24 protein-coding genes are annotated in these 26,693 nt (G+C 45.0%); 9 read left to right on the top strand and 15 right to left on the bottom strand.

From position 1 onward, the window contains the following. Nucleotides 1-286: 286 nt before the first annotated feature. Nucleotides 287-1,387, top strand: a complete 1,101-nt coding sequence (locus Q1A23_RS06970) for a type I restriction endonuclease (protein WP_299821408.1) — start codon at nt 287-289, stop codon at nt 1,385-1,387. A gap of 99 nt (nt 1,388-1,486) precedes the next feature. Here the strand turns inward: Q1A23_RS06970 and Q1A23_RS06965 are convergent, their stop codons facing one another. Both Q1A23_RS06965 and Q1A23_RS06960 read right to left on the bottom strand, forming a co-directional pair. Beyond that, nucleotides 1,487-2,044: a hypothetical protein gene (locus tag Q1A23_RS06965; RefSeq protein WP_299821407.1), complete on the bottom strand. Its 558-nt coding sequence runs from the start codon at nt 2,042-2,044 to the stop codon at nt 1,487-1,489. Between the two features lie 63 nt (nt 2,045-2,107). Further along, complete coding sequence (locus tag Q1A23_RS06960) at nt 2,108-2,803, bottom strand: hypothetical protein (RefSeq protein WP_299821405.1); 696 nt, start codon at nt 2,801-2,803, stop codon at nt 2,108-2,110. Nucleotides 2,804-2,947: 144 nt separating this feature from the next. Between Q1A23_RS06960 and Q1A23_RS06955 the strand changes: the two genes are divergently transcribed. The 4 genes from Q1A23_RS06955 (at nt 2,948) to Q1A23_RS06940 (ending at nt 6,985) form a co-directional block, all read left to right on the top strand. After that, a complete protein-coding gene (locus tag Q1A23_RS06955) occupies nt 2,948-3,712 on the top strand; it encodes a hypothetical protein (RefSeq protein ID WP_299821403.1) in 765 nt (254 codons plus the stop codon). A 70-nt stretch (nt 3,713-3,782) separates the two neighbouring features. Beyond that, nucleotides 3,783-4,031 (top strand): hypothetical protein, encoded by a 249-nt coding sequence (locus Q1A23_RS06950; protein ID WP_299821402.1) that lies wholly within the window; start codon nt 3,783-3,785, stop codon nt 4,029-4,031. 208 nt (nt 4,032-4,239) lie between these two features. Beyond that, on the top strand, nt 4,240-5,616 hold the full coding sequence (locus Q1A23_RS06945) for an FAD-dependent oxidoreductase (protein ID WP_299821400.1): 1,377 nt from the start codon (nt 4,240-4,242) through the stop codon (nt 5,614-5,616). Nucleotides 5,617-5,629: 13 nt separating this feature from the next. Beyond that, on the top strand, nt 5,630-6,985 hold the full coding sequence (locus Q1A23_RS06940) for a 4Fe-4S dicluster domain-containing protein (RefSeq protein ID WP_299821398.1): 1,356 nt from the start codon (nt 5,630-5,632) through the stop codon (nt 6,983-6,985). A gap of 58 nt (nt 6,986-7,043) precedes the next feature. Here the strand turns inward: Q1A23_RS06940 and Q1A23_RS06935 are convergent, their stop codons facing one another. Next, nucleotides 7,044-7,289 (bottom strand): hypothetical protein, encoded by a 246-nt coding sequence (locus tag Q1A23_RS06935; protein WP_299821396.1) that lies wholly within the window; start codon nt 7,287-7,289, stop codon nt 7,044-7,046. A gap of 640 nt (nt 7,290-7,929) precedes the next feature. On the opposite strand from Q1A23_RS06935, the gene Q1A23_RS06930 reads away from it, so the two are divergent. Continuing rightward, nucleotides 7,930-8,532 (top strand): TetR/AcrR family transcriptional regulator, encoded by a 603-nt coding sequence (locus tag Q1A23_RS06930; RefSeq protein WP_299821394.1) that lies wholly within the window; start codon nt 7,930-7,932, stop codon nt 8,530-8,532. Nucleotides 8,533-8,576: 44 nt separating this feature from the next. Here Q1A23_RS06930 and Q1A23_RS06925 read toward each other — a convergent pair whose 3' ends face one another. The 10 genes from Q1A23_RS06925 to Q1A23_RS06880 all read right to left on the bottom strand — a co-directional run bounded on the left by Q1A23_RS06925 (nt 8,577) and on the right by Q1A23_RS06880 (nt 20,837). Beyond that, a complete protein-coding gene (locus Q1A23_RS06925; protein WP_299821392.1) occupies nt 8,577-9,734 on the bottom strand; it encodes an iron-containing alcohol dehydrogenase in 1,158 nt (385 codons plus the stop codon). A 3-nt stretch (nt 9,735-9,737) separates the two neighbouring features. Continuing rightward, nucleotides 9,738-10,757 carry an NADP-dependent oxidoreductase gene (locus tag Q1A23_RS06920; protein ID WP_299821390.1) on the bottom strand — a complete coding sequence of 340 codons (1,020 nt, stop codon included), beginning with the start codon at nt 10,755-10,757 and terminating at the stop codon, nt 9,738-9,740. 138 nt (nt 10,758-10,895) lie between these two features. Next, nucleotides 10,896-11,240 carry a 50S ribosomal protein L20 gene (gene rplT, locus Q1A23_RS06915; RefSeq protein ID WP_299821388.1) on the bottom strand — a complete coding sequence of 115 codons (345 nt, stop codon included), beginning with the start codon at nt 11,238-11,240 and terminating at the stop codon, nt 10,896-10,898. 89 nt (nt 11,241-11,329) lie between these two features. Beyond that, nucleotides 11,330-11,524 (bottom strand): 50S ribosomal protein L35, encoded by a 195-nt coding sequence (rpmI, locus tag Q1A23_RS06910; protein ID WP_299821385.1) that lies wholly within the window; start codon nt 11,522-11,524, stop codon nt 11,330-11,332. A gap of 24 nt (nt 11,525-11,548) precedes the next feature. Further along, nucleotides 11,549-12,073: a translation initiation factor IF-3 gene (gene infC / locus Q1A23_RS06905; protein ID WP_299821384.1), complete on the bottom strand. Its 525-nt coding sequence runs from the start codon at nt 12,071-12,073 to the stop codon at nt 11,549-11,551. 117 nt (nt 12,074-12,190) lie between these two features. After that, entirely contained in the window at nt 12,191-14,128 is a 1,938-nt protein-coding gene (gene thrS, locus Q1A23_RS06900) for a threonine--tRNA ligase (RefSeq protein ID WP_299821382.1), read from the bottom strand. A gap of 12 nt (nt 14,129-14,140) precedes the next feature. After that, the gene (locus Q1A23_RS06895; RefSeq protein ID WP_299821380.1) at nt 14,141-15,226 is read right to left on the bottom strand and encodes a tetratricopeptide repeat protein; all 1,086 of its coding nucleotides are present in this window, start codon (nt 15,224-15,226) and stop codon (nt 14,141-14,143) included. A 152-nt stretch (nt 15,227-15,378) separates the two neighbouring features. Further along, nucleotides 15,379-16,164 carry a hypothetical protein gene (locus Q1A23_RS06890; RefSeq protein WP_299821378.1) on the bottom strand — a complete coding sequence of 262 codons (786 nt, stop codon included), beginning with the start codon at nt 16,162-16,164 and terminating at the stop codon, nt 15,379-15,381. A gap of 61 nt (nt 16,165-16,225) precedes the next feature. Next, nucleotides 16,226-18,982, bottom strand: coding sequence for a DNA gyrase/topoisomerase IV subunit A (locus Q1A23_RS06885; RefSeq protein WP_299821376.1), 2,757 nt, complete (start codon nt 18,980-18,982; stop codon nt 16,226-16,228). Continuing rightward, nucleotides 18,975-20,837, bottom strand: a complete 1,863-nt coding sequence (locus Q1A23_RS06880; protein WP_299821374.1) for a DNA topoisomerase IV subunit B — start codon at nt 20,835-20,837, stop codon at nt 18,975-18,977. Before Q1A23_RS06880 ends, Q1A23_RS06885 begins: the two co-directional genes overlap by 8 nt. A 343-nt stretch (nt 20,838-21,180) precedes the next feature. Here Q1A23_RS06880 and Q1A23_RS06875 point away from each other — a divergent pair, with 343 nt between their 5' ends. Together Q1A23_RS06875 and Q1A23_RS06870 are read left to right on the top strand one after the other, a co-directional pair. After that, nucleotides 21,181-22,317 carry an AI-2E family transporter gene (locus Q1A23_RS06875; RefSeq protein ID WP_299821372.1) on the top strand — a complete coding sequence of 379 codons (1,137 nt, stop codon included), beginning with the start codon at nt 21,181-21,183 and terminating at the stop codon, nt 22,315-22,317. Nucleotides 22,318-22,357: 40 nt separating this feature from the next. Then, on the top strand, nt 22,358-23,860 hold the full coding sequence (locus tag Q1A23_RS06870) for an exonuclease domain-containing protein (protein WP_299821370.1): 1,503 nt from the start codon (nt 22,358-22,360) through the stop codon (nt 23,858-23,860). Nucleotides 23,861-23,956: 96 nt separating this feature from the next. On the opposite strand, the gene Q1A23_RS06865 is transcribed toward Q1A23_RS06870, so the two are convergent. Then, nucleotides 23,957-24,229: a hypothetical protein gene (locus tag Q1A23_RS06865; RefSeq protein WP_299821368.1), complete on the bottom strand. Its 273-nt coding sequence runs from the start codon at nt 24,227-24,229 to the stop codon at nt 23,957-23,959. Between the two features lie 271 nt (nt 24,230-24,500). On the opposite strand from Q1A23_RS06865, the gene fbaA reads away from it, so the two are divergent. Continuing rightward, nucleotides 24,501-25,571 carry a class II fructose-bisphosphate aldolase gene (gene fbaA / locus Q1A23_RS06860; protein WP_299821366.1) on the top strand — a complete coding sequence of 357 codons (1,071 nt, stop codon included), beginning with the start codon at nt 24,501-24,503 and terminating at the stop codon, nt 25,569-25,571. 152 nt (nt 25,572-25,723) lie between these two features. Here fbaA and Q1A23_RS06855 read toward each other — a convergent pair whose 3' ends face one another. Further along, nucleotides 25,724-26,665 (bottom strand): hexose kinase, encoded by a 942-nt coding sequence (locus Q1A23_RS06855; RefSeq protein WP_299821364.1) that lies wholly within the window; start codon nt 26,663-26,665, stop codon nt 25,724-25,726. Nucleotides 26,666-26,693: the final 28 nt, after the last annotated feature.

Raw genomic sequence — 26,693 nt, 5'->3', positions numbered from 1 at the left:
TTTAAGGCTTTTGCAACTTGGGCCGCTTTACAAAAAAAGCCGCAGCTTACGCCACGGCCTTTTTCTCAGATGGAAATTTAATACTAATGTACTAAGAGTTATACGTGAATGTTACGATAAGTATACAGTATTAATGATTGTAAAGCATTTTTACTTCTATACTGTTTCTACACCACTTTTTACATGAAAAATTTCATATAATTAATTGTTTAAATACAGAAAATGTTTTTTTATACCATAAAGATTATATATATTGTTTAAGTAATTAAATCTAAGAAAACTAGATATGGATTTTATTGATGTAATCAGAACTCTCGGAGAAAAGGTAAACCGAATGAAGGACACTATACAGACGGAAGAAGCTACCAAAACAGCATTCGTGATGCCCTTTATAGCAGCCCTTGGTTATGATGTTTTTAATCCTTTTGAAGTTATACCTGAATTTATAGCTGACTTAGGTATTAAAAAAGGTGAGAAAGTAGATTATTGTATACAAAAAGATAATCAACCAATAATTATCATAGAATGTAAGCATTGGAAAGAAGAACTTAATGTTCATAATTCCCAATTACATCGTTACTTCCATGTATGCAGCACTCGATTTGGAATTCTTACAAATGGAATAACTTATAGATTCTACACGGATCTAGAAGAACCGAACAAGATGGATAATAAGCCATTTTGGGAGTTTAATATAACCGAAATGGCAGAGGCTACTGTTTCTGAACTGAAGAAATATCAGAAGAACGCTTTTGATGTTGACAATATTCTGAGTGCAGCAACTGAACTAAAGTATACTAGAGAAATAAAGAAAATAATCTCTGCAGAATTCATTAACCCTTCAGAGTTATTTGTAAAACACTTTGCAAAGCAAATTTATTCTGGTCCTATTACAGCAAAAGTAATGGAACATTTTGCTCCAATGGTTAAGAAATCTTTAAGTCAGTATGTGAGTGATCTAATTAGTGATAGATTAAAAACAGCTTTATCAAATGAAGTTGATGCTGCCAGGATGGAACACGAAGCAGAGCAGCAGGCTCAGGTCAGCACAGTTACTGATACTAACGATCCTAAAACAGAATTTACTGAGCTTGAGCAAGAGAGCTTCCACATCTTAAAATCAATTCTTCGAACTAAAGTGGATAGCCATCGAATTTATTATAGAGACACAACTAGATACCTAAATATTATTCTGGATGATTCCATAAGAAAAACAATTTGCCGCCTATACTTAAATAACACCAAAAAATATATAGGCTTGATAGATGAAGCAGGTAAGGAAAATAAAATTGAGCTAAACACCCTTGATAATATTTACGATTACACAGAGCACCTGTTGAATACACTACAACGTTATGATAAAACGTTTGAGCCTGCAACCGCTTAATTAAATTCATAAAACAAGAAACCCCAAATCTCTATCAGTACAGCTTTGGGGTTTCTTGTTTTATAAGCAGATGCTCATTAACTGATAAATTCTGGAGTATTACCTGTTATATCCTCCAAAATGTCCGTAATAGCGGTTACCTCCCCTGTCTCCTGTACCGTATCTGTCATCTCCGAAATCCCGGAAAGCATCTTCATTGCCATAGGCTGCATCATGGCGGTAACCATGATTCCCGCGGCTATCAAAGTCCCGGTACATGTCGCCTTCCTCAGGATTATCGAAATTGGGGTTGTAACCCATGTTGTAGCGGTAGTTTCGGGGCCTGCCTGCATATGGGCCCTCGCCCCTGCGCGGGTAGTCCCCAAATGTATCCAGGTCGTTTTCAGCGGATCTTGGCAAACCATAGTCTTCCGATCTTGGCTGCGCTGTATAGTTGCTGATGTCATACATCTGGTCGTAGCGTTCTTCGCGCATACCCGCATCGCCGCCTCTACTGCCATACTCACGGCTTTGCTGCCTGCGGTACTGTTGCCCCGGCTCATGCTGTGAATCTCCTAAGTAAGCCTGGCGCCTACCCTGAAACGGCCCATTTTCCAGGTTTCCTTCCTCGTATCTTTGGCTATATCTGCCGTAGTTCATATCTCTTTCGTCTCTCATGGTTTTATACTTAAACAGGTGCCGCAAACAGTTGCAGCACCTGTTGTTATACATTGGTTTATATTAGCGTCTGTCTCTGTCTCTCATATAGCGTTCGCGCTGCGAGTCATTCTCAGATTGCCATCGGTCAAGGTTGCTGTAATAGCTGCCTTCGCCATAATGCGTGGCATCCTTGGCGTAATTTCGTCCGGAGAAACCCGTGCTGTAATCGTTATCGTAGTTGCGGTTTCCTTCTTCGTAGCGTCTGTAAGACTCATGGTCGCCGCGCGAGCCGCGCGCCCAGTTATCGTTGTCATCTCCCCTGCGCACATCATGGCCAAACTTTTCATCAGCCATTCTATAGCGGGTTCGGGGCTCGCTGTTGCTTCTTAAACTATCGTAATCGCGGTTGCTGTAATCGGCACGGCCATCGTAGTGCCTGCCCGAGTTGTACCTGTTTTGTGGCACATAGCTCATCCCGTAAGGATTGTCTGAGCTTTGGTTTCTGCTGAAATCTTCTCCGGCATATTGCGCGCCACCCGGCCCAAATCTGCCTTCACGGTATATGTTCTGCTGATCCTCGCTTGAATTATAGCTGGAGTTGTCTCCAAACTGCTCAAAGTCGTTGCGGCCATAACCCCTGTTGAAATGTGTATCAACGGTGTAGTTGCCACGGTCGGAGTTCTGGCCCTGGTGGTGGCCATGCAACCAGCGTGCATCAGGGTCTCCGGCTCCGTGTTCCATTTCATCGCGACGATCATATCTTCTGTTGTCTGTCATAGCTTAGGTTTTATATAGGTTTAACTCAATTACATACCTTATTACGGTAGGTTGCGCCAATTTGGTTAGATCCTCTAGGCTGATGCTCGTAAACCCAAGTCGACTTCGTGCGTTAAAAAGGTAGAACCAAAATGAAACAAGACTATGGAAGGAATGGATTGGTATAACAGGACAGGCTACACCGATTACCGCAATCATTACCGTGGCGATGAACGCCCTATGGATGAAGATGAGTACCGTGGCGCCTATCGTTTAGATACATCAAGCAAGCACAGCAACCAAAGCACCTGGGACTGGAACAGAGACCAGGGAAGAGACCACAGCCGCAACAATTATAACCGCGACTATAATAGAAACTATAACCGTGATTATAACCAGGACTACAACAGCGGCAACCAACGGGCCGGCCATTTGGCTAACCAGCGCGATTACGAAAGAGACTGGAGCGGCAATTACCACAAAGACCGCGGGGGCTACGACCACGACAACCAGAACATGGACAGCCGCTACCGCCGCAACGATAGCGACCGCTCTTACAAAACCAGCAACAGCAGCGACTGGAACCGCAACCGAAACGATGACTACAACAGCCACGACCGTGGGCAAGGCAGCCACCGCAGCGTTAGAAGCCGTATAGATGAAGGCAATAGGGACCGAAGCGGAAGCAGCAACTTTAATGCAGATTATGGACCAGACCGTTATGGCCGCGGAGGCGGTGAGAACTATGGCAATATGGCCGGGTCGCTTAGCTACGGCTACGACGGCGCTAACAACCACGATCCTGATTGGGATAGACATTACGATCCGCTAAGTGGCCGCAGGCAGCGTAAAGGTGGTAATTACACCAGCCGCCATACAGGCCAAAGCCAGAACCGTGACTCAGACCGAAATTCAAATAACCGTTACTAACAATATAGAAACTTATAATACAGGAGTGTAAGTATGCTTCTGCATCTCAACAAATTTAATATTACATACTATGAACACGAACAATAAAAATAGCGACAGAGACAACGATAAATTAAAAAACGAAGACACAAACAAAACAGTCAATAAAGGAAACAAAGTACCTAACATAAATCCGACTGGCCAGAAGCAGGACGTTGATAACGACGAATTAATGCAGGGCAATGTAGGAGGAGCGCCATCGCAGAAAAGCGGCAGCAGAGGCAGCTCTGACGTGCAGGATGGTGGTACCGACATTGGCAGCAGCGCCGGTAGTCATTAAGCTATACTTTAAACATAAAGAAAAGGCCGGCAAAACCGGCCTTTTCTTTTGCTACATGCCGATGGTAAGTCCTGCTCCTGATTTTAAATTAAAACCTATGCTGTATCTTTAACGGGCTTACTTATACTAATTAGAATTAGGCTCATTTAAACAGGCAAATAAACCTTATCTGCTTGTTCAAGTTTATTACCTGTACAAAAACCAGCCTATGCGGTCAGATCAACACTTGGTTATAATTGGAAACGGCATTGCAGGTGTTACACTTGCCCAAAACGTACGCAAAAAGAGTGATTGCGCCATTACGTTGATCTCCTCTGAATCTGCTACTCATTTTTCAAGGCCTGCCTTGATGTACGTGTATATGGGCCACATGCGCTACAAAGACATACTACCTTACCCGGATTGGTACTGGATCAAAAACAACTTAGCGCAGCTGCATGACCGTGTAACAGCTGTAGACATCCATGCCAAAACCCTTGTGTTGCAAAATGGAGCACCCATAAACTATGATGTGTTAGTGCTGGCTACCGGCTCCTGCCCTGCCTTTTACAACTGGCCGGGGCAAGGCTTAAAAGGAGTGCAAGGATTAGTAACATTGCAGGACCTGCACCTTATGGAAGAAAACACCCGGGGTGTAACAGAAGCTGTAATTGTAGGCGGAGGGTTAATTGGCATAGAGATGGCTGAAATGCTGCGCAGCCGAGGTATAGCTGTAACGATGCTGGTGCGCGAACTGCATTACTGGCATAACACTTTACCGCCACAAGAGGCTATACTTGTTTCTAATAATATCCGGAAGCACGGCATCAGCGTGCTGTTTCAGGAGGAGTTAGCAAGTATAAACCCGGATGCGGCAGGACGCGCTGAAAGTATAACAACCAAAAGCGGCAAAAAAATACCTTGTCAATTTGTAGGGCTGGCCACCGGTGTCAAACCCAATGTAGGCTTTTTGCACGGTTCTGGCATTGAACTGGACAGAGGTGTATTAGTTGACGATACTTTTGCCACAAGCGCACCTGCAGTATACGCCATAGGAGATTGCGCTCAGTTCCGTAATCCGGCTCCTTTAGCTCCTGCTGTAGAGCAGCTGTGGTACACAGGCCGCCAACACGGCGAAACCTTGGCGCAAACCCTTACCTCTGCTACTCAAAAGAAAAGGTATAGCCGTGGCCCCTGGTTTAACTCAGCTAAGTTCCTCGACATCGAATACCAGACCTATGGATTTGTTCCTGCCACCTGGGATAGCAAGTATGATTCGTTATATTGGGAACATGCAGAGGGCAACAAGGCCATACGGTTTCTGTTTGAAACGGAGTCCGGGCTGCTTTTGGGAGTAAACATACTTGGGATTCGCTACCGCCACGACCTCTGCCACCATTGGTTGCAGCAGCAGTATACTATACACGATGTAATGCAGGAGTTAAGCGCAGTAAATTTTGATCCGGAATTTTTCCAGCGTTACGAACAGGATTTGTATAACCAATATGCAATCCGCTTCCCGAAACTGGCAGTTCCACCGCGCCAAAGCAACTGGTGGGAGTTGCGCCATAAATTCAGTCTTTTCTCTTCTTCCGAAAGTTGCTAATAACAAAGTATAAATGAGTACTACAACATCAGCCTATAGTTCGCCTGTTACACCCAACGCTCATGGAGGTGCACTTAAACTTACCGGCTTACTTCTTATCTCGTTGGGTTTACTCGGCATGCTGGTAGCTGCTGTTGGTGCAGAGGCTGTTTCTCCAGTACTTTCTGGCCTTGGCGGAATAACGGCCGTTACAGCAGGCGGAATTTTATATGTATGGGAAGCCCGTAGACAGAAGTCAGTCGCAGAGCAAAACAACGGCGCATGGCAAAATAACATGACAGCACGCGGCGCAGGCGCCTGGGTTGTAGGCATTGTGCTTACCGGCTTTTATATTCTGTTGTACTGGTTCCCGAACACCTTGCATGGCCTGATACTGGCTGTGGAGCCGCTGAGCCAATGGCTACGTAACCGCCCCGCCGACCATTGGTTTCTGTATGGCATATTTTATACGTTGGCCGTACTAGTAATGGGTTTGCACGCGCTGCTAAAATACCGCAATAGCCGCTACCACATCATCCGTACTGTCTCGGTCATGTTCTTCCAGTTGGGGTTTGCGTTCCTGCTGCCTGGCCTGCTGCTATTCTTAAACAAACCAGAATTTTATTTCAGTTATTTCTGGCCCTTAAAGTATGATTACCTCTTCCCCAGCACCGTTGGCTACCTCGTAGACAATGGTGCTGCCTTAGGAGTGTTTATGGTTTTCTGGGGGGCGGTGTTCTCATTTATTGCCACGCCTATACTTACCTACTACCTGGGCAAGCGCTGGTATTGCTCCTGGGTTTGCGGCTGTGGCGGACTAGCCGAAACAGCCGGCGACCCCTACCGCCACCTGTCCGATAAGAGCAAAAAAGCATGGCAATGGGAAGTTGCTATTATCTACCCTATACTTGGCTTTGTGATCATCACTACATTAGTACTATGGGTAAACTCCTGGAGCGAGGGTAAACTGCTGGGCAATCTATCGCACGGCTTCTCCAGCACCTACGGCTTCTTTATAGGTGCAATCTTTTCCGGGGTTGTTGGTGTAGGCTTTTACCCGCTTATGGGCAACAGAGTGTGGTGCAGGTTTGGTTGCCCTATGGCAGCTTATTTAGGGCTGTTGCAAAAGCACTTTTCCCGGTTCAGGATTACTACCAATGGCGGGCAATGCATTTCCTGCGGCAACTGCTCTACCTATTGCGAAATGGGAATAGATGTGAGGCACTACGCTCAGAAAGGCGAGCCTATTATACGATCTTCGTGTGTTGGTTGTGGTATATGCGCGCACGTATGCCCCAGGGGTGTGCTTAAACTGGAGAATGGCCCCCGCGACAATCGCTACGCAGCCACCCCGCTTATTAACCGCGACGATGTAGACATACTTCGCTAAAGCAAAAGCCACCTTTACCGGGTGGCTTTTGCTTTATATCTTATAAGACAATCTGCGCTTACTGCAGCTCTTCCTGCTCCATGTAGTCCCACATCGCATCTTCGCTCGAGCCTGTTTTAGCTGCATACACTAACATGGTAGTATACACACCTATCAGTAAAAAGCTTAACGGGATAGAAAATACAAAAGAGACAATGAGCGTTTTAATAGGATCTGGCTTGGAACGCATCTTTGTGGAGGCATACCAGAAAAACAAAACGTTAAAAATACCCGAAAGTGCTACAAAGTTTAAGATGTCAAGCATTGGCTAAAAATTTATGTGATGTAGATCTACCAAGAAATATGCCAGCGTGAATAAGCTATTCTGCTTACATTTTAATCTCTTAGATAAATCCTTTTTACTGTTCTGTTTAATGCAAATTAAGTTACAACTTAGAGAATGCCAAATTTTAGAATGAAAATTTTACAAAAATTTCACAACCTTAAATATTTGCATATTACTATATATCAGCACCTTTATCAAACCACCTTCAGTTTAGTAGCAATACTGATCAAAAATAATGCAAAACGAATAAGGCCATTCTCTTCTCTGCTTTACGTACCTGCAGTTGTTTACTTCCCTATCAAACTTACTACAGAAAGATAAGCTCGCTTACTGCTGCTGTACTTGTGTGGGCAACACTTGCCGCTGTAAAAGCATTCCTTAAACTAACTCAAGTACAAACATTTTTTTGATAGAGCGTAAAAGATTAAAATTTATCTTACTAATACTCAATACAGAAGCTATTAATTTTAGATTGCAAGAAAGGTAAAACACTACAAGTATAATTTTATTTAGACTAAACTTATATATTTGTTTATATACAAAGTATAAACCTGCGCCTTTTTAGTGTCCCGCTAAGCACCATAGCCGGGCCATTTCTAAAAGACGAGTATAACTAGCTATGAATCCAAGAGAGCAGATTATTACAAAAGCAGGTAAATTGTTTTTTGAGAAGGGATATGTATCTGTGCTGATGGCTGATATTGCCCGGGAGATGGGCATGAGCAAAAAAACACTTTACCAGTACTTTACAGGAAAAGAAGATTTAGTTGTAGAAGTAATTAAACTGTACCAACAGCAGATGCAGACAACTGTAGAGCAGCTGATTGAGAACTCTACCATTTCTTTTCCGGATAAGGCAAGCCAGATATTCAGGTTTGTTGCCACCAAACTACACGATATCAACCCTCAATTTATTGATGATATCAAACAGAATTCCCCTAAAAGCTGGAAACTGATACAAGACTATAAAGCAGATGCCGCTTACCTGCGTTTTAACTCATTACTCGAAGAAGGCGTGCGCATGGGGTATGTTCGTGCTGATGTGAATCGCCCTTTAGCTGTAATGCTTTACGCAAGCGCCCTTGATACCATTGTAAATCCTGCTTTTATGAAGCAGGTCCCACATCAACTGACAGACGAAATACCTTACTCGCCAGATGCTGTTTTTGATGGATTAGTCAATATCATTTTTAAAGGTATACTTAACGGTAAAGAGCATTAGGCACAAAAAAGGCTGCTAAAATTAGCAGCCTTTCCTGAATTCTATTAGAGACTCATCGTGAGTATCTCTTCTACATCCTTTATCTGTATATCGGCATGCTCGCCAAGGTTTTTTACTCCGCGTTCTTCAAAGCGCCTCACAATCTCTTTTACAGTTTCCTGTCCTACTTCGTAATCGGCTAGGGTAGTCTTAATGTCAAGCGACTCGAAGAATGCGACAGTAGCCTGTATCGTGGCTTCTATGCGCTCATCTTCGGTGCCTGCATCTACTCCCCATACACGCTGGCCGTATTGCAACAGCTTCTCTTTTTTGGTTTCCTGTTTGTAACGCAGCAGCGATGGCAATACAATGGCTAATGTACGGGCATGGTCGATGCCGTGCAGGGCAGTAAGTTCGTGACCTATGTAATGGGTAGCCCAGTCTGTTGGTACACCCACGCGAATAACTCCATTCAAGGCCATGGTAGCGCACCACATGAAATTAGCCATGGTGTCGTAGTCTTGTGGGTTTTCAACGGCCTTAGGACCCTCCTCTTTCAGCGTCAGAAGTATAGATTCTGCCATTCTATCTTGCAGCGGCGCATTAACCGGGTAGGTAAGGTATTGTTCCAATACGTGGGTATATGCATCTACAATACCGTTGCTGATTTGGCGCACAGGTAAAGTATATGTTGTTTCCGGGTCAAGTATAGAGAACTTTGGAAAAGTGAGCGGGCTGCCAAATGAGAACTTCTCCTTTGTTTCGGCTTTGGTGATAACCGAACCAGAGTTCATTTCAGAGCCTGTGGCAGGCAAAGTAAGAACGGTGCCGAACGGTACTGCTTTCTTAACCGGTGCTTTTTTAGCTAGTATATCCCAGGCATCAGCTCCCTCATACTCCATGGCAGCCACAATAAATTTGGTGCCATCAATTACGGAGCCCCCTCCTACAGCCAGCACAAAATTTACTTGTTCTTGTTTTGCCTGGTTTACAGCTTTCATCAAAGTTTCGTAGTGTGGGTTAGGCTCTATCCCCCCAAACTCAGTAACAGTTCTGCCGCTTAGTGCAGCCATAACCTGGTCGTAGACACCATTTTTCTTTATGCTGCCACCTCCGTAGGTAACTAGCACTTTTGCATCCGCAGGTATTTCAGAGGTTAATGCCGCAATTTGTGCTTTACCAAAAAGTATTTTAACCGGATTATAAAATGTGAAGTTATTCATGCTTTATTCTTGTGTTGATCTATCTGCAATTTTGACTAATTGTTTGCCTGTATTCTCTCCTTTAAACAAACCTAAGAAGGCTTGTGGGAGATTATCAAACCCTTCTGTTATACTTTCCTCATACTTTAACTTGCCTGCTTTTACCCACGCTGTCAGGTCTTTGGCTGCCTCTGGAAAACGCGCTGCGTAGTCGCCTACAATAAAACCTTTCATCAGGCAGCTCTTAGTTAAAAGCATTGGCTCGATTCTAGGCCCCGTTGGCCGGGAAGTGGCATTGTAAAAAGCTATCTGCCCACAAATGGCAATGCGTGCAAACTTGTTAAGCAAGGTATAAACCGCATCCGATATGTCTCCGCCAACATTATCAAAGTAAATATCCACGCCGTTTGGGCAGGCTTGCTCTAGTGCTTTGGCTATATCAGGTGTGGTTTTGTAGTTGATGGCCTCGTCAAAGCCTAACTCTTCTTTCAGATAAGCTACTTTCTCATCGGTTCCGGCTATGCCTATTACCCTGCACCCTTTCAATTTCGCGATTTGTCCTACTACTGTACCCACAGCGCCAGCCGCCCCGGATACAACCACAGTTTCTCCTTCTTTGGGCTCCCCGATAAAGAGCAGGCCGCAATAAGCAGTTAAACCTGGCATGCCTAAAATTCCTAAGTGGTAGCTTAAAGGTGCAACCTCCGGATCGATTTTCTGTACCCCCTTTCCATCTGATATGCTATAGGTTTGCCAGGGAAGGCTTCCTAAAATCACATCTCCTTTTTCAAACTTCGGATGGCGGCTTTCTACTACCTCGGCTACTACACCTCCGGTAATGGGCTCATTAACTTTATAGGGCGGCGCATAGGATTTAGCATCGTTCATTCTGCCACGCATGTACGGGTCTACAGAAATATAAAGTGCCTTCAGTAGCAGTTCCCCTTCATTTGGGCTTTCTATTTGCTCCTCCACAAATTCAAAGTTGTTTTGGTCTGGCACCCCTTGTGGCCTGCTGCGCAATAATATCTTTTTAGTGTTCATACTATAAACTCTTCTTTCAAATGTAATTTATGCATAACAGCTAACAAGGGTTTAGGTTTTGGCCTGCGCCACAAATTGGGGTAAAACAAAAAGGGCTTAGCATGCGCTAAGCCCTTCTCGGTATATATTGCTAGTAAATTACTTTACTTTATCAACAATGCTCTTGAACGCCTCAGGGTGGTTCATGGCAAGGTCAGCAAGTACTTTACGGTTAAGGTCGATGTTGGCTTTCTTAAGAGCGCCCATCAACTGAGAGTATGACATGCCGTGCTCACGCGCACCAGCGTTGATACGCTGAATCCATAAAGCTCTGAAGTCTCTCTTCTTTGCTTTTCTGTCGCGGTAAGCGTAAACTAAACCTTTTTCAATAGCGTTTTTCGCTACTGTCCAAACGTTCTTGCGACGACCAAAGTAACCTTTGGCCATCTTCATCATTTTTTTTCTTCTGTGTCGTGCTGCTACGACATTGACCGATCTTGGCATTTCTTTAAAAGTTTTGGCGACTGGTGATTAAGATTAATCTTCAAAAAAGACCAGGCACCGGGTTCGTACTATTAGTTAACCTAAAATAATTAAATGTTAAGCATTGCTTTTACTCTGTCCATGTCAGCTGAGCTAACAAGTCCTGCATGAGTAAGGTTACGCTTCTGCTTCGTCGTTTTCTTGGTCAGGATGTGGCTTTTGTAAGCGTGCTTACGCTTGATTTTGCCAGTACCTGTCAAAGAAAAACGCTTCTTTGCACCAGATTTAGTTTTTACTTTTGGCATGTTTATAAAATTGATTGATAAAAATTATTTTTTAACAGCAGGTGCCACTTTCGGTGATAGGATCAAGAACATTCTCTTTCCTTCCAACTTAGGCAGCTGCTCAACTTTAGCTACATCCTCAAGCGCCTGTGCAAATTTAAGCAACAAGATCTCGCCTCTTTCTTTGAACACAATAGTTCTACCTACAAAGTGCACATAAGATTTAATCTTAAATCCACTCTCTAAGAAGCCTTTGGCGTGCTTTAGCTTAAACTCGAAGTCATGATCATCCGTGTTAGGGCCGAAACGAATTTCTTTGATCACTACTTTTTGCGCCTTTGCCTTCATTTCGCGCGTTTTCTTCTTCTGCTCGTACTTAAATTTCGAGTAGTCGATGATGCGGCAAACTGGCGGATTAGCTGTCGGTGAAATCTCAACCAGGTCAAGATTCTGCTCATTTGCTATTTTCTGAGCATCTCTGGTCTGGAAAATTCCTTGCTCTACATTGTCACCAACCAACCTAACTTCTCGGGCAGTTATTTTATCATTGACTTTGTATGGCTCTTCCACCTTTCCGCGTGGGATGTAGCGCTTATTTGGCGTTGCTATGGTTGTACCTCCTTTAAGTTAATTTCTACAATTAGGCTGCGAATATCGCAATTTTTATATCAAAAAGAAAATAATTTCTTATTTGTTAAGTGTTTCAGCAATTTTTGACTTAAACATTTTGATGTATTCATCAACTGTCATCGATCCTAAATCGCCTTCGCCGTGTCTTCTTACAGACACCGCATTGTTCTCCTGTTCCTTCTCTCCTACTACCAGCATAAAAGGCACTTTGCGAACTTCCGCATCCCGTATTTTACGTCCGATTTTCTCGTCGCGGTTGTCTACAAAACCTCTGATATCTTCCTCTTCCAGTTTGTTGTATACTTCCTGCGCAAAATCGTGATACTTTTCTGAGATAGGAAGTATGGCAAACTGCTCCGGGCTTAACCAAAGCGGGAAGTTACCACCGCAATGCTCGATCAATACAGCCACAAAGCGTTCTAGTGAACCAAATGGCGCTCTATGGATCATTACAGGACGATGCTTGGCATTGTCGGCACCTATGTACTCTAACTGGAACCTTTCAGGTAAGTTATAATCTACCTGAATAGTTCCCAACTGCCATTTACGGCCAAGGGCATCCTTCACCATAAAGTCGAGCTTAGGTCCGTAAAACGCAGCCTCGCCCAATTCGGTTACAGTACGCAGGCCTTTCTCTGCTGCAGCCTCTATAATAGCACTCTCAGCTTTCTCCCATACTTCGTCAGTACCAATATACTTCGTCTTGTTCTCAGGGTCGCGCAAAGATATCTGAGCTGTATAATCTTCGAAGCCTAGTGCCTTGAATACATAAAGCACAAGGTCAATTACCTTGATAAACTCTTCTTTTACCTGATCTGGGCGACAGAAGATGTGGGCATCGTCTTGCGTAAAGCCACGGACACGTGTCAAGCCGTGTAGTTCACCGCTTTGCTCGTAACGATATACGGTACCAAACTCAGCGAAACGCACCGGAAGCTCTTTGTATGAGCGCGGACGTGTTTTATAAATCTCGCAATGGTGCGGGCAGTTCATTGGCTTCAGCAGGAACTCCTCATTTTCATTCGGTGTCTTGATCGGCTGGAAAGAATCCGCGCCATACTTTTCGTAGTGGCCGGATGTAACATAAAGCTCTTTGCTGCCAATGTGTGGCGTAACAACCGGCTGATAACCTGCTTTAACTTGTGCTTTACGCATAAACTGCTCCAGGCGCTCGCGCAGCAGCGTGCCCTTAGGCAACCACAGCGGCAAGCCCATACCTACCTTTTCAGAGAAGGCGAACAGTTCCAGCTCTTTGCCCAGCTTACGGTGGTCACGCTTCTTGGCCTCTTCCAGGCGCTCCAGGTACTCTGTCAGCTCCTTCTGTTTCGGGAAGGTTACGCCGTAGATTCGGGTAAGCTGTTTTTTACTTTCGTCACCTCTCCAGTAAGCACCTGCCACGTTCATTAATTTTACAGCTTTAATGCTACTGGTGTTCGGCAGGTGTGGTCCGCGGCATAGATCCACGAAGTTACCTTGGGTATAGAACGTAATGGTGCCATCTTCAAGGTCTTTGATCAGATCCAGTTTATACTCATCGCCTTTTTGTGTGAAGTAATCTACAGCCTCGGCTTTTGACACTTCACGGCGCACGAATTCGTTTTTAGTGCGGGCAAGTTCGAGCATCTTCTGCTCTACTTTAGCGAATTCATCCTGCGAGAATGACTGCTCCCCAAGGTCTACATCGTAGTAGAAACCGTTTTCAACAGGAGGTCCGATGCCAAACTTCACGCCGGGGTATAATTCTTCCAGCGCCTCAGCCATCAAGTGAGCTGATGAGTGCCAGAACGTGTTTTTACCTTCTTCATCATTCCAGGTGAGCAGCTGCACCGTTGCATCTTCGTTTATCGGGCGCGTTATGTCCCAAACAGAACCATTTACTTTGGCAGCAAGCACATTTCTAGCTAAGCCTTCGCTTATACTTTGTGCGATCTCGAAGCTTGTTACACCTTGGTTGTACTGGCGAACAGAGCCGTCTGGCAGTGTGATGTTGATCATGTATCCTAAAATCTATTGTTCTATTGTTGCCCGACGCACAGTTGTACTATCGGGTACTGGTTTCGTTAATTTATACTTCAGGCGGCTAATTGCCTGATAGCCATAAGTATAGCGTGGCTCTACCTCCACTAAACGCTGGTAGGTAGACAGCGCTTTTATGTTTTGACCGGTACGCTCGTAGGCACCTGCTAAGGTGCTTAAGTACTTTGGTTCGCGTTTATACTTATCGTATACCTTCTCAAGATGTGCCAAAGCTTCTTCGGTGTTACCCTGCGCATAGGTGGCCATTCCTAACCTGTAATGAGCGCCGTATAGCGTATCACTTAGTGCCACCGCTTTATTAAAACTAAGTAAAGCACTATCCTGCTTTTGCGTTGCCTGGTAAAGCAAACCTTTATAATACCAAAGCTTTCCGTCTTTCTTATCCAGCTTCTCTACCGTTTTTAAGTATGGCTTTGCCGTTTCATACTCTTTCCGGGCTATGAGCAATCCGGTTAGTTCGCGGTGCGGCTGCATAAAGTCGGGTAGCTGTTCCAGCGCCATCTTATAATTCCGCATTGCCCTTGCCGTATCTCCGGTTACCTCCTGCACACGCCCTTTGTAATAATATGCATAAGCATCTGTAGGTGATAACTCCTGCGCTTTATCCAAGTATAGCTTAGCTTGCTTGTAATCTTTCCGTTGCAAGTATAACTCGCCGAGTAAAACATATAAAGAACTGCTCTGGTAGGAGTTGCGTTCAGCCTGTAAGGCTAATGGCAATGCTTCTTCCTGCCGGTTTAAAGCTCTTAGCACCTGGGCTTTCACAAACAAGGCTGATGGTTCGTTCTTGGTAAGCCGTACAGCATCTTCTGCATCTTTCAGCGCCCTTTCCAGATCGCCTTTACGAAGCAAAACGATGGCACGCCGTGCATACAAGCTGCCGTCACGCTTTGATTGATCTATTGCAGCGTCCAGGTTCTTGAGTTGGGCCTCCGGATCATCTTTCACGTCAGTCAGGTCCACCATGCGCTCCTGCGCATCCTTCTCGCCAACACATCCGCTTAAAGACATCACCAGCACTAATCCCCAAAAATATAGCTGTCCCTTTACTGGCATATTTTAATTAAGACGGCCTAAGGCCCTTAAGTGCGCTAAATTAAAACAAATTACCTAAATAGAATAATACTATGTTACTTATCCACGCTGTATAAAGCAGAAAGCCTACCTCCTATTCGGAAGCAGGCTTTCTGAAGACATTCTGAATATGTTTATGTATTCTTTTTCTCTTGCAGCATGATCTTGCAGCGCCTGCTTAACTCTAACTCTTCCTTGGTGTACAAGGTAAGCGTAAGAGCTTTCGTCAGCGTATTCATACAAGCTTCTTTTTCCTTCATCTCACTATAAATAAGAGCCAGATCGTAATAATATCTGATGTTTTTTGGATTGTAGGTTATGGCCCGCTCTATCGCATCAGCGGCATCTTTATTAGACGCAACACCACAAACACCTCCAAACAAAAACTTAGAGGCCATTTTTTCGGCAAAATTAAGATTGGCCATCTTAAAATACCAGCGCCCCAATATGTGCCATGCTCCCGCGTGTTCCACATTGGCAGCTAAAGCAGCGTCCACAAAAGTTTTCATCTGGTTTATACTTGACAGCCGTTCTTTTGGACCAGAAACCAATGCCTGACTACCCAATGACAGCGCCATCACGTAATTTGACTCTGAATCGGACGGATTTAAAGCATAAGCTCTGTTGGCATACTCTCTTGCTTTGGAGATATGTTGCAGCTTTTTTGTTTCGTCGGTATACCTGTCGCCTATGCGGCAATGCAGGTAACTGGCTTTACAAAGGGCCACATAATTATCTTCAGACTCCTCTAAGATTTTTTCAAAGACTACGAGTGCCTCGCTATCCTTATAATTAACAAGCAATTGCTCAGCCTGCTGCAATAGCTTGTCATTCCCTGATGCGCCATCATCTGCCATGGTGGCAAACGCGGAGCAAAAGAGAAAGAATATAACCGGAAATGCTTTTAAAAGTCTTCTCATATTTCTACACACTACAAGCTAAGGAATATCAAAGACTTCTGCAAGAGTAAAGTTAGCCGGATCAGAAGAGATCCAGCTGCTTTTTCTCTTTTAAAGCTTTAAGTCCGTCGCCATCATGCTTGTCTTCTTCTACGGTTTCAACTTCGGAGAGTTGGGTGCCACTAATCTTGGCGGCCTCCTCTGCCAGCTCTTTTAATTCGGATGGTAGCGTTACAGGCGCTTTCTTGGGAGCGGCTTTTTTGGCTTTGCCCTTCTCGTCCTGCGGCTGCTCTACAGCATCCATTTTAGGTACATCTACATCGTATATCTTAAAGTAGTTCAGTTTATTACCCATTGCCTTCCAGCCTTTCACATCAATAAAGTCGCTTAGCAGCAGCTTTTCAGATGCTTTTTCGCCTCGCAGGCTTAGCTTAAACTTGATGGTTGCCAACGGCTGCGAATGCGTGGAAACGGCCTCCAGCCTCGAGTTTTTGCTCTCAGAGATAAAGGTAAATTTCTTGCCTACAGTAGAGGTTTCTATCTTGAAACGCTTTACATAATACGTTTTATTATCTCCCTCGTAATAAATTGCAGACACTACCAGTTCCGGTTCAAACTTCTGCAGCACTTTAATCTTCTCAACGGTGTAATGGTTGGTCAGGTCAAATGTTGTCTGCTCGTAAGTACCATCCTCGTAAATAACAAGTATAGTATCTTCTGTATTGAAAGACCCCAAGTAGCGGCCGCGGCCTTCCGTGTTCAGCCTACCGATCACCTCGTCATAGTAAATCTCACGGCCACCCAAAGTAGAATCGCCAAGACTCTTCTGCACAACTTTCTTGATCGGGTATTTCGTAACAATATTACCGTTAGAGCCTTTGCCCTTGATCATCAGATCCGCAAAGTCGTAGTCGAATTGCTTGATGCGCGCAGTAGACTGTGGAGCCAAAGTTATACTTACCACTTCCGACTCTGAGTTCGGGTTGGCAGTCAGGTAATGTACTTTAGAGCCTTTGCTGCCTTTGGTCAGGTCATACTCCTTATCTCTGGTAATGGATTTTACAGCAAATCGCTTTGCAAACGATACGCCTGTCTTACCGTCCACATAGATCATGTTGTACACCATGTGCTCGTCGTTTTTATTGTAAACGCCGGCCATAATAATGTCCTTACCAACAAATGTTTTATCTGAAACTTTGGTTACTGTAAACTTGCCATCTTTACGGAACACGATTATATCGTCCATATCAGAGCAGTCGCACACGAATTCGTCTTTGCGCAAGCTGGTACCGATAAAGCCGTCCTTAGCGTTCATGTACAGCTTCTGGTTTGCAATGGCCACTTTCTGCGCTGTAATCACATCAAAGGTTTTGACTTGTGTTTTGCGATCGCGGCCCTGGCCATACTTCTTCAGCAGCCCTTCAAAGTAAGCAATGGCGTAGCGGATTAAGTTAGCCAGGTGGTCATCTACCTCAGCCATTTCCTCTTCCAGCTTTTTAATGTATTCATCGGCCTTGAAAGAGTCAAACTTAGAAATACGCTTGATCTTTATCTCAGTCAGGCGAATGATATCATCTTCTGTAACTTCGCGGCGCAACAACGACTTGAATGGATCCAGGCCTTTATCGATAGCATTGAGAACAGCCTCCCAGGTTTCGCACTCTTCTATATCACGGTAAATGCGATTCTCGATAAAAATTTTCTCCAGCGAAGAATAGTGCCACTTATCTTCCAGCTCGCCCTTGCGGATCTCCAGCTCACGCTTCAGCAGGTCAACTGTTTTGAAAGTTGATATGCGTAGCAGCTCATCCACACTCATAAAGTGCGGCTTATCATCGATAATAACGCAGGTATTCGGAGAAATGGATACTTCGCAATCTGTGAAAGCGTACAAGGCATCCATTGTAAGATCCGGAGAAACACCTGGCGGCAGTTGTACTTGTATCTCTACATTGGCGGCCGTATTATCAATCACTTTTTTGATCTTGATCTTGTTGTTCTCGCTTGCCTTCACAATCGATTCCATCAGGCCGGTAGTAGTAACACCATATGGCACATCACGGATGATGAGCATGGTCTTATCTACCTTCTCTATGGTAGCACGCACGCGTATTTTGCCACCGCGCATACCATTATTGTAATTTGTAATATCAACCTGGCCTCCGTTAGGAAAGTCTGGTAAAAGCGTGGTGCTACGGCCCTTTAACACATCAATAGAGCCTTTGATCAGCTCTTTAAAGTTGTGCGGCATTATTTTGGTAGATAAGCCCACCGCTATACCTTCCACGCCCTGAGCCAACAACAGCGGAAACTTAACCGGCAATGTTACCGGCTCATTTTTGCGGCCATCATAGCTTAGCTGCCATTGCGTAGTCTGGGGGTTAAACACCACATCCAAAGCAAACTTGGAAAGTCGTGCCTCAATATAACGTGGTGCAGCAGCGCTGTCGCCTGTACGCACATCACCCCAGTTACCCTGGGTTTCTATCAAAAGATCTTTCTGGCCGAGGTTCACCATAGCGTCACCGATAGACGCATCACCGTGCGGGTGATACTGCATTGTCTGACCTATCACGTTAGCCACCTTGTTAAAGCGACCGTCGTCCATCTCCCGCATCGCGTGCAGGATACGGCGCTGCACCGGCTTTAGACCATCTTCGATAGCTGGTACCGCACGCTCCAGAATTACATAGGAAGCATAATCTAAGAACCAATTTTCATAAAGGCCGGCTACAGGAGTTACATTATGGATTACTTCTTCTTCGCCATCTGTAAACGCTACTTCCAGTTCTTCTCCCTCCTGTTGGTGCAATTCTTCGTTTATATCGTCGTTATGCATAAATCTCTTCAACTATGTCTTTCTCAATCTTCAAATTATCGATAATGAAGTTCTGGCGCTCCGGCGTGTTCTTGCCCATGTAGTAGCTCAGTATCTTCTGTATCGTGGTATCTTTCTGCAGGATCACCGGCTTCAGCTTAATGTTATCGCCGATAAACTTGCCAAACTCATCCGGCGAAATCTCTCCCAAACCCTTGAATCGAGTGATCTCAGGACGTTTGCCCAGTTTCTGAATTGCCACCTGCTTCTCTGTTTCGTTGTAGCAATAGATCGTTTCCTTTTTATTGCGCACCCGGAAAAGCGGTGTCTCAAGTATAAACACGTGCCCGTTACGAACCAGATCCGGAAAGAATTGCAGGAAGAACGTGAGCAGCAGCAGACGGATGTGCATACCGTCCACGTCGGCATCCGTAGCGATTACAACGCGGTTGTAGCGCAGGTTCTCCAAGCCTTCTTCAATGTTAAGGGCGTGTTGCAGCAGGTTAAACTCTTCGTTCTCGTAAACTACTTTCTTTTTCAGGCCATAGCAGTTAAGGGGCTTACCTCTTAAACTGAAAACGGCCTCTGTATCCACATTCCGTGATTTTGTGATAGAACCACTGGCAGAGTCACCCTCGGTAATGAAGAGTGTGGAAAGAAGCGCATTCTCATGCTTGTCTTCGTTGAAGTGAAGGCGGCAATCGCGCAGTTTGCGGTTGTGCAGGTTTGCTTTTTTAGCGCGTTGGTTGGCAAGCTTTTTAACCCCAGCCATGTCTTTACGCTCACGCTCACTCTGCTCAATTCGCTTCTTCAGGGCCTCAAATGTTTCACTATTCTTTCTTAAATAGTTATCCAGGTGCTCTTTTATGAAGTCGTTAATGTAGGCGTTAACCGTCGGGCCATCAGGCCCCATATCAATAGAGCCTAGCTTTGTCTTCGTCTGCGACTCAAACACCGGCTCCTGCACACGCAGCGAAATAGCGCCTATAATAGAAGCGCGAATATCAGCGGCATCGTAATCCTTTTTATAAACCTCCCGGATAGTCTTAACTATAGCCGTTCTGAAAGCCGCCAGGTGCGTACCACCCATTGTAGTGTACTGGCCGTTCACGAAACTGTAATACTCTTCGCCATAGTCGTTGCCATGCGACAGCGCCATTTCAATATCCGGCCCTTTCAGGTGGATGATCGGGTAACGCATGCTTTCTTCATCGGATTTATTGCGCAGCAGGTCCAGAAGACCATTTTCGGAATAATACTTTTTACCGTTGAAGTTTATAGTTAAGCCAGCATTCAGGTATACATAGTTCCAGATCTGGTTTTCCAGGTATTCCGGGTTGTACTGGTAGTTTTTGAAAATAGTATCGTCCGGTGTGAAAACGGTAAGCGTACCATTGCGCTGCGATGAATCCTGGATTTCAAGATCTTCCGTTAAAACGCCGCGCTCAAACTCGGCCGCCTTAACTTTTCCGTCGCGCACAGACTGGATGCGGAAATAACTGGAAAGGGCATTCACCGCCTTGGTACCCACCCCGTTCAAACCAACCGACTTCTGGAAAGCCTTGCTGTCGTACTTACCGCCTGTATTGATTTTGCTAACACAGTCAATCACTTTGCCAAGCGGAATTCCGCGCCCGTAATCGCGCACCTGTACTTTGTGGTCAGAGATTTTGATGTCGATTGTTTTACCGAAACCCATCACGTGTTCGTCAATGGAGTTATCAATCACCTCTTTCACCAAAATATAAATACCATCATCAGCCGAAGATCCATCTCCAAGCTTGCCGATGTACATACCAGGGCGTAACCTGATGTGCTCGCGCGGCTCCAGCGAGCGAATGCTGTCTTCGTTGTAATTATGCTCTAACTCTGCCATTCTGTAAGCGTAAGTGTAGTTGTTTAGGTAAACCCAATCGGAAATATAGAAAAATAAAAGCGCCCCGGTGCAACAATTAGTTCCGGCACCAGAACAAAATGCAAATAACTAAAAATTTAGCTAATATAATTAGCAATTAAAAATTAGCTTTATGGCTTTCATAGCCATTGCATTAGTATAGAACCATAAAATTAAGGCTCTGGTTCATGAAAATCAAGATATTTGGCTTATACTTTAGCTATTAAATTTAGCAAATTAATATATAAAAACTTCTATAATTTAAGCTTAACATTTAGTTACTTTAATGCCTGATGCACGCATACTTCTTGTGGCTTAGCCTTCTATGGAGATAAAACTACCTAACTACCTGAAATTTATACTTATCCTGCTGGGCGTTGTGCTTTTGATAGGATTGCTTCAATCGTTTAAGTCGGTGCTTGTGCCCCTGGCTTTTGCTTTGCTTTTTGCTTTGCTACTGCTGCCCCTAACCAAAGACATGGAACGGCTGCGCATTCCGCGGCCATTGGCTATACTTTTCTGTATTGTGCTGGTGGTAATTGTGCTCGGTGGCGTGGTGTGGTTCCTGTCCATGCAGTTGGTGAGCCTTACTTCTGAGCTGGATACTATTGGCGAAAACATTGGTACGCTGGTGGATAAAGTGCAGACTTTCCTTTACAGCAAATTTGGCATAGAGCCCTCTAACAGAGCCGATCTGGTTAAAAACGCCATTGGTAGCTTGCAGGATATTACAACCACTTTTCTGGGCAGCACCATATCCATGACAACAGGTGCCTTATCGATGCTTGTGGTGGTACCAATTTTTGTGTTCTGCTTTTTATACTACCGCGACCACCTGGAGCAGTTCCTGTTTAAGTTTGTATCTAAAGACCGCCGCAGCAGCCTGACGCAAACAGTAATGAACATACAACAGGTGGTGCAGAGCTACATTTCAGGTTTAATGATTGTGATTTTTATAGTGGCGCTGCTAAATTCTGCCGGGTTAATGCTGCTTGGCGTAAAGTATGCGATCTTCTTCGGTGTGTTTGCCTCTATCCTTACTATCATACCATACATCGGTATACTTATTGGTGCGCTGCTACCTGCCCTACTCACGCTTGCCACTACGGGCCATCTGATAGATGCCGTACTTGTGATTGCAGTTTTCATGTTTGTACAGTTCCTGGAAGGCAATTTCATCACGCCATTTGTAGTAGGATCTAAGGTAAGTATAAACCCGTTTGCTGCCATTGTGGCCTTATTAATTGGCGGTGAAATTTGGGGCGCAGCCGGCATGATTCTGTCTATACCCCTTATAGCCATGCTTAAAGTAGTTTTTGACGTGTACCCGCCATTAACGCCTTTTGGTTTTCTGCTTGCCGACATCGACACAGTTAACACCAAAAAGCGGGGCCGAGTCAGCAATTGGTTTCAGGAAATGTGGAATGGAATTGCGAGGGGCAAACGCAAGAAAGAAGACTAAATGCTAACCTTATTCGCTCAAAAGCTAAGTTGCGGTTAATTTGAAACGGAATACTAAAAAAATTGGTTTAGGAGAAGAGCTTCCTGCACTTGCAGATGCGCAGGAAGTAACGGACTTAACTCCCAACCATTTGTACGCTATAATAGATATTGAGACCACAGGCGGACAGCCTGCTCAAGACAGAATAACTGAGATTGCCATATTTATACACGACGGACACCAGGTTGTTGATAAATACAGCACTCTCATAAATCCACAGCGCCCGATCCCATACTTTATTTCGCAGCTAACCGGCATTACCGACGAAATGGTAAAGGATGCGCCGAAGTTTTATGAAGTTGCCAAGGAAATTGTTGAGTTTACAGACGGAAAAATATTTGTGGCCCACAACGTGCGCTTCGATTACTCTTTTATTAAAAAGGAGTTTGCCGACTTAGGTTATACTTTTCAGCGCAAAACCCTCTGCACCGTTCGCCTCACCCGAAAGCTTATTCCGGGTTTGCCCTCTTACAGTTTAGGTAAGCTTTGCAAAAGTATAGATATCCCGCTCAGCCAGCGCCACCGCGCCATTGGCGACGCAGAAGCCACAGCCAAGCTGTTTGATAAGCTGATTAAAATAAACCGCCCTGTAGTGGATGGCAATATGCACATGGCTGCAGAGCCTTCGCAAGCCATCAAACAGGAAATAAAAACATCGCTGCTGCCTCCCAACATTTCAAGGGAGCAGATAGATGCCTTGCCCATGGTGCCTGGTGTTTACTATTTTTATAACGAGAAAGGCGAGGTGATTTATGTTGGGAAAAGCATCAACATAAAAAAGCGGATTATCCAGCACTTTAACATCGATTACAAAAGCCGCAAGTCCCTGGACTTTAAGAACAGCATAGCCGACATTACTTTTGAGATGATGGGCAATGAACTAGTGGCTTTGTTGTTTGAGTCGGCGGAGATAAAGCGCATGAAACCGCAGTATAACCGCCAGCAGCGCCGCAGCGTGTTTAACACCGGCATTTTTACCTACACCGACGACAACGGTTACAAAAGGCTAACCTTCGGAAGTGTAAACAAAGCCGACAACGTGAGCATGACACCCATTATTGCGCTCTCAAACCACTACAAAGCCAAAGGCTTTTTGTTTCATAAGGTGGCCAAATTTAACCTTTGCCAAAAGCTCTGCGACCTGTACAAAACAAACGGCGCTTGCTTTGATTACCAGGTGCACCAATGCAAAGGCGCCTGCCTTGGAAAAGAGGATCCGGAAGAATACAATCAACGCGTAGATGCCGCCCTCGAGTCCTTCACTTATGAGCATAACAGCTTCGTGATTATCGGGAAAGGCCGTGAGCCAGGTGAAAAATCCGTAGTAGTGGTAGAGCACGGCACTTACATGGGCTTTGGCTTTGTTGACGACACCTTCTCTGCCTCGTCGCTGGATGATTTTAAGGGAGCGATAACACGCTATAACGATAACAAAGATATTCAGCAGATTATACGAGGCTACATGCGCGGCAAACACAAAGACAAAGTGCTGGTTTTTGACTGAAGGTCTGGCTTTAGAGCCCAGGTAGCATAACAACCAAAAGAAAATAAAAAGGAGGCGCAGGCCTCCCTTTAAACTTTATACTTCTATACTAACTCCTCATCCTGTTCTGTTCGCTTTCTGAACCACCGGTATTGCGGCTGCGTTGCTGTCCTGCTTTGCCAACGTGGTAAAAGAAAGACATAACTTTGTATCCATGTTATCAACCTTCTCCTTAATGGCCTGCAGCTTCTCATGAGATGTTTTTATATTTCCCAGCAACTGCATCATTAACTTTGTCAGCTGCCCCTTTATACATTGTTTCGATAAATTTATAGGGCAGTTCGGTTTTTGTTTTTTTTCTGCTTGCGCCACGATGTAAATGCGCTTCATACTGCTCTCATCGCGCTTCAACAGGCCTTAATAACTATTATCTGCATCAGCTTTGGTTTGTTCAGGCAATGCACTTTTATGCAGCGTTTCTGTAGTTATGGCCTGAAGGCAGGAATTTGTTCTCACGATAAATGATGTAGCTTTAAATTTTCCTATAAACTTAAGGAAATACCTTTTACCTGAGGTTGAATGAAAGATAAACTTGTTTCTTGCCTTTTTATTTTCTAATCTCGTTTAACTCATTTTAAAAGTATAAAACAAGCATTAAAACATGGGAAAAAGATTCAGAGCAGGTGTATTGTTCGGTGATGAAGTTTCGGAACTGTTCCGCTACGCCAACGAAAATAAATTTGCCTTACCGGCTGTTAACGTCATTGGCACAAACTCCGTAAATGCGGTGCTGGAAACTGCCAAGGCGGTAAACTCTCCGGTTATAATTCAGTTCTCGCATGGCGGGGCACAGTTTTTCGCTGGCAAAGGCTTAGACAATGAAAACCAGAAAGCTGCCATTGCCGGTGCTGTTTCCGGGGCACAGCACGTGCACCTGATGGCCGAGGCTTATGGCGTTCCGGTTATACTGCACACAGACCACGCTGCCAAAAAACTGCTCCCCTGGATTGACGGCTTACTTGATGCAGGCGAAAAATACTATGCGCAAAACAACAAGCCGCTGTACAGTTCGCACATGCTGGATTTATCAGAAGAAGAGATAAAGGAGAACATTGAGACCTGCGCCAGCTACCTGAAGCGCATGGATAAAATGGGCATGACTGTAGAGATTGAGTTGGGCGTAACAGGCGGCGAGGAAGATGGTGTAGACAATACAGGCGTAGACAGCTCGCGCTTATATACCCAACCAGAAGAAGTTGCCTTTGCCTACGAAGAGTTAAAGAAAGTAAGCGATCGGTTTACCATTGCCGCTGCTTTTGGAAACGTGCATGGTGTGTACAAACCTGGCAACGTAGAGCTTCGCCCCGAGATTCTGAAAAACTCGCAGGACCACATTCAGCAAAAGTATAGCACCAGCGCTAACCCAGTAAACTTCGTGTTCCATGGCGGCTCCGGCTCCGAAAAAGCTAAGATCACAGAGGCTATCGGGTATGGTGCCATCAAAATGAATATTGACACGGATATGCAATGGGCTTTTTGGGATGGCGTAAAAAATTACTACGAAGGGAAACGCGACTACCTGCAGGCTCAACTAGGAAACCCGGAAGGCGCAGATTCCCCCAACAAGAAATACTACGACCCAAGGGTATGGCTGCGTGAAGGCGAAAAGAACTTTATCGCTCGCTTAAAAGAAGCCTTCGCAGATTTAAACTGCATGGACAGAAACGCTTAAGTATAATTTACACTTCGAGAGAAAGAGAAAGGGTGGAGTTACGGCTCCGCCCTTTCTCTTTTTTATACTTAGTTGAACATTTATAAAAGCTATCAAAAGTATAAACCCGGAAAGCCGCTGAATCTGAATACGGACTTGCGTTTACCTTCCTGTTATTTGTGTTCCTGCAGCCACTTATAAATTGTTTCGGTGTCTTCTTTCCGGCAAAGCTCTGAGCCGGCTGTCATGGTGGCTGCTGTACCGGCTGCAACGCCATAACGCACCACTTCATCTAAAGAGCAACCTTTAGCAAGGCTCATTACCATACCCGCCACCATACTATCGCCGGCGCCAACTGCGCTTTTGGGCGGCACGGTGGGTGGCACTATATACGTTATACCTTCTTTGGAGGCAAGCATGGCTCCTCTCGGCCCCAGCGATACCACCAGTACCTTGCATTTGCCTTCGCTAAGTATCTGCTGTGCTATTTCTTCCTGCTCCATCGCAGAAATATGCTCCTTACCTGCCAAAGCTGCCAGTTCTGCCAGATTTGGCTTTAGCAAGTATACGCCCTCTCCTGCCGCTTTCATCAAAGCTTCGCCAGATGTATCCACCACTAATTTAAAACCTTTCTGATGGGCAATTTCGGCTAAGCGCAGGTAAAAATCGTCGGGCACGCCTGGGGGTAAACTGCCGCTGGCCACTACAAACTCCGGAACATCCTGCTGCGGCATTTGCTCCAGTTTATTCAGACATTGGGTCCATTCATCTTCATAGGTTTCGGGGCCAGGCATGCCAAACCGGAACTGGTTTCCGGTGGTGGTTTCCATCACCATCAGGTTTTCGCGCGTCCACTCTTTTGTTTTAACTGCCCAGGCAGATACCCCTTCTTCTTTAAGTAAACTGCTTAGCATTTCGCCTGCAGGCCCTCCTGCCAAAAACCAGGCACAGGATTCGCCACCTAATTTTTTAATGGCTCGCGACACATTGATACCGCCTCCCCCGGGCTCGTATACCGGGATATCGCAGCGTAGTTTTTTTTCGGGCAGCACGTGGCTCACCGTAGTACTTTTATCTAATGCAGGGTTAAGTGTGATTGTGATGATTTTATGCATGTTGCCTGTGTTAAAGTATTTTGTAGTT

This window comes from uncultured Pontibacter sp. (genome assembly GCF_947492645.1).
Classification (GTDB): Bacteria; Bacteroidota; Bacteroidia; order Cytophagales; family Hymenobacteraceae; genus Pontibacter.
Note: the sequence above shows the minus strand (reverse complement) of the source record. Positions and strands in the feature narration are given on the sequence as shown.

Excerpts from the sequence above, each read along its gene's own strand:
- Q1A23_RS06950 (WP_299821402.1), top strand. The coding sequence starts at position 3,783 with ATGAACACGAACAATAAAAATAGCGACAGAGACAACGATAAATTAAAA.
- Q1A23_RS06855 (WP_299821364.1), bottom strand. The coding sequence starts at position 26,665 with ATGCATAAAATCATCACAATCACACTTAACCCTGCATTAGATAAAAGT.
- Q1A23_RS06965 (WP_299821407.1), bottom strand. The coding sequence starts at position 2,044 with ATGAGAGACGAAAGAGATATGAACTACGGCAGATATAGCCAAAGATAC.
- Q1A23_RS06970 (WP_299821408.1), top strand. The coding sequence starts at position 287 with ATGGATTTTATTGATGTAATCAGAACTCTCGGAGAAAAGGTAAACCGA.
- Q1A23_RS06885 (WP_299821376.1), bottom strand. The coding sequence starts at position 18,982 with ATGCATAACGACGATATAAACGAAGAATTGCACCAACAGGAGGGAGAA.
- Q1A23_RS06960 (WP_299821405.1), bottom strand. The coding sequence starts at position 2,803 with ATGACAGACAACAGAAGATATGATCGTCGCGATGAAATGGAACACGGA.
- Q1A23_RS06945 (WP_299821400.1), top strand. The coding sequence starts at position 4,240 with ATGCGGTCAGATCAACACTTGGTTATAATTGGAAACGGCATTGCAGGT.
- Q1A23_RS06895 (WP_299821380.1), bottom strand. The coding sequence starts at position 15,226 with ATGCCAGTAAAGGGACAGCTATATTTTTGGGGATTAGTGCTGGTGATG.
- thrS (WP_299821382.1), bottom strand. The coding sequence starts at position 14,128 with ATGATCAACATCACACTGCCAGACGGCTCTGTTCGCCAGTACAACCAA.
- Q1A23_RS06930 (WP_299821394.1), top strand. The coding sequence starts at position 7,930 with ATGAATCCAAGAGAGCAGATTATTACAAAAGCAGGTAAATTGTTTTTT.
- rpmI (WP_299821385.1), bottom strand. The coding sequence starts at position 11,524 with ATGCCAAAAGTAAAAACTAAATCTGGTGCAAAGAAGCGTTTTTCTTTG.
- fbaA (WP_299821366.1), top strand. The coding sequence starts at position 24,501 with ATGGGAAAAAGATTCAGAGCAGGTGTATTGTTCGGTGATGAAGTTTCG.
- Q1A23_RS06890 (WP_299821378.1), bottom strand. The coding sequence starts at position 16,164 with ATGAGAAGACTTTTAAAAGCATTTCCGGTTATATTCTTTCTCTTTTGC.
- Q1A23_RS06955 (WP_299821403.1), top strand. The coding sequence starts at position 2,948 with ATGGAAGGAATGGATTGGTATAACAGGACAGGCTACACCGATTACCGC.
- Q1A23_RS06920 (WP_299821390.1), bottom strand. The coding sequence starts at position 10,757 with ATGAACACTAAAAAGATATTATTGCGCAGCAGGCCACAAGGGGTGCCA.
- Q1A23_RS06880 (WP_299821374.1), bottom strand. The coding sequence starts at position 20,837 with ATGGCAGAGTTAGAGCATAATTACAACGAAGACAGCATTCGCTCGCTG.
- Q1A23_RS06865 (WP_299821368.1), bottom strand. The coding sequence starts at position 24,229 with ATGAAGCGCATTTACATCGTGGCGCAAGCAGAAAAAAAACAAAAACCG.
- Q1A23_RS06935 (WP_299821396.1), bottom strand. The coding sequence starts at position 7,289 with ATGCTTGACATCTTAAACTTTGTAGCACTTTCGGGTATTTTTAACGTT.
- Q1A23_RS06875 (WP_299821372.1), top strand. The coding sequence starts at position 21,181 with ATGGAGATAAAACTACCTAACTACCTGAAATTTATACTTATCCTGCTG.
- Q1A23_RS06925 (WP_299821392.1), bottom strand. The coding sequence starts at position 9,734 with ATGAATAACTTCACATTTTATAATCCGGTTAAAATACTTTTTGGTAAA.
- rplT (WP_299821388.1), bottom strand. The coding sequence starts at position 11,240 with ATGCCAAGATCGGTCAATGTCGTAGCAGCACGACACAGAAGAAAAAAA.
- Q1A23_RS06940 (WP_299821398.1), top strand. The coding sequence starts at position 5,630 with ATGAGTACTACAACATCAGCCTATAGTTCGCCTGTTACACCCAACGCT.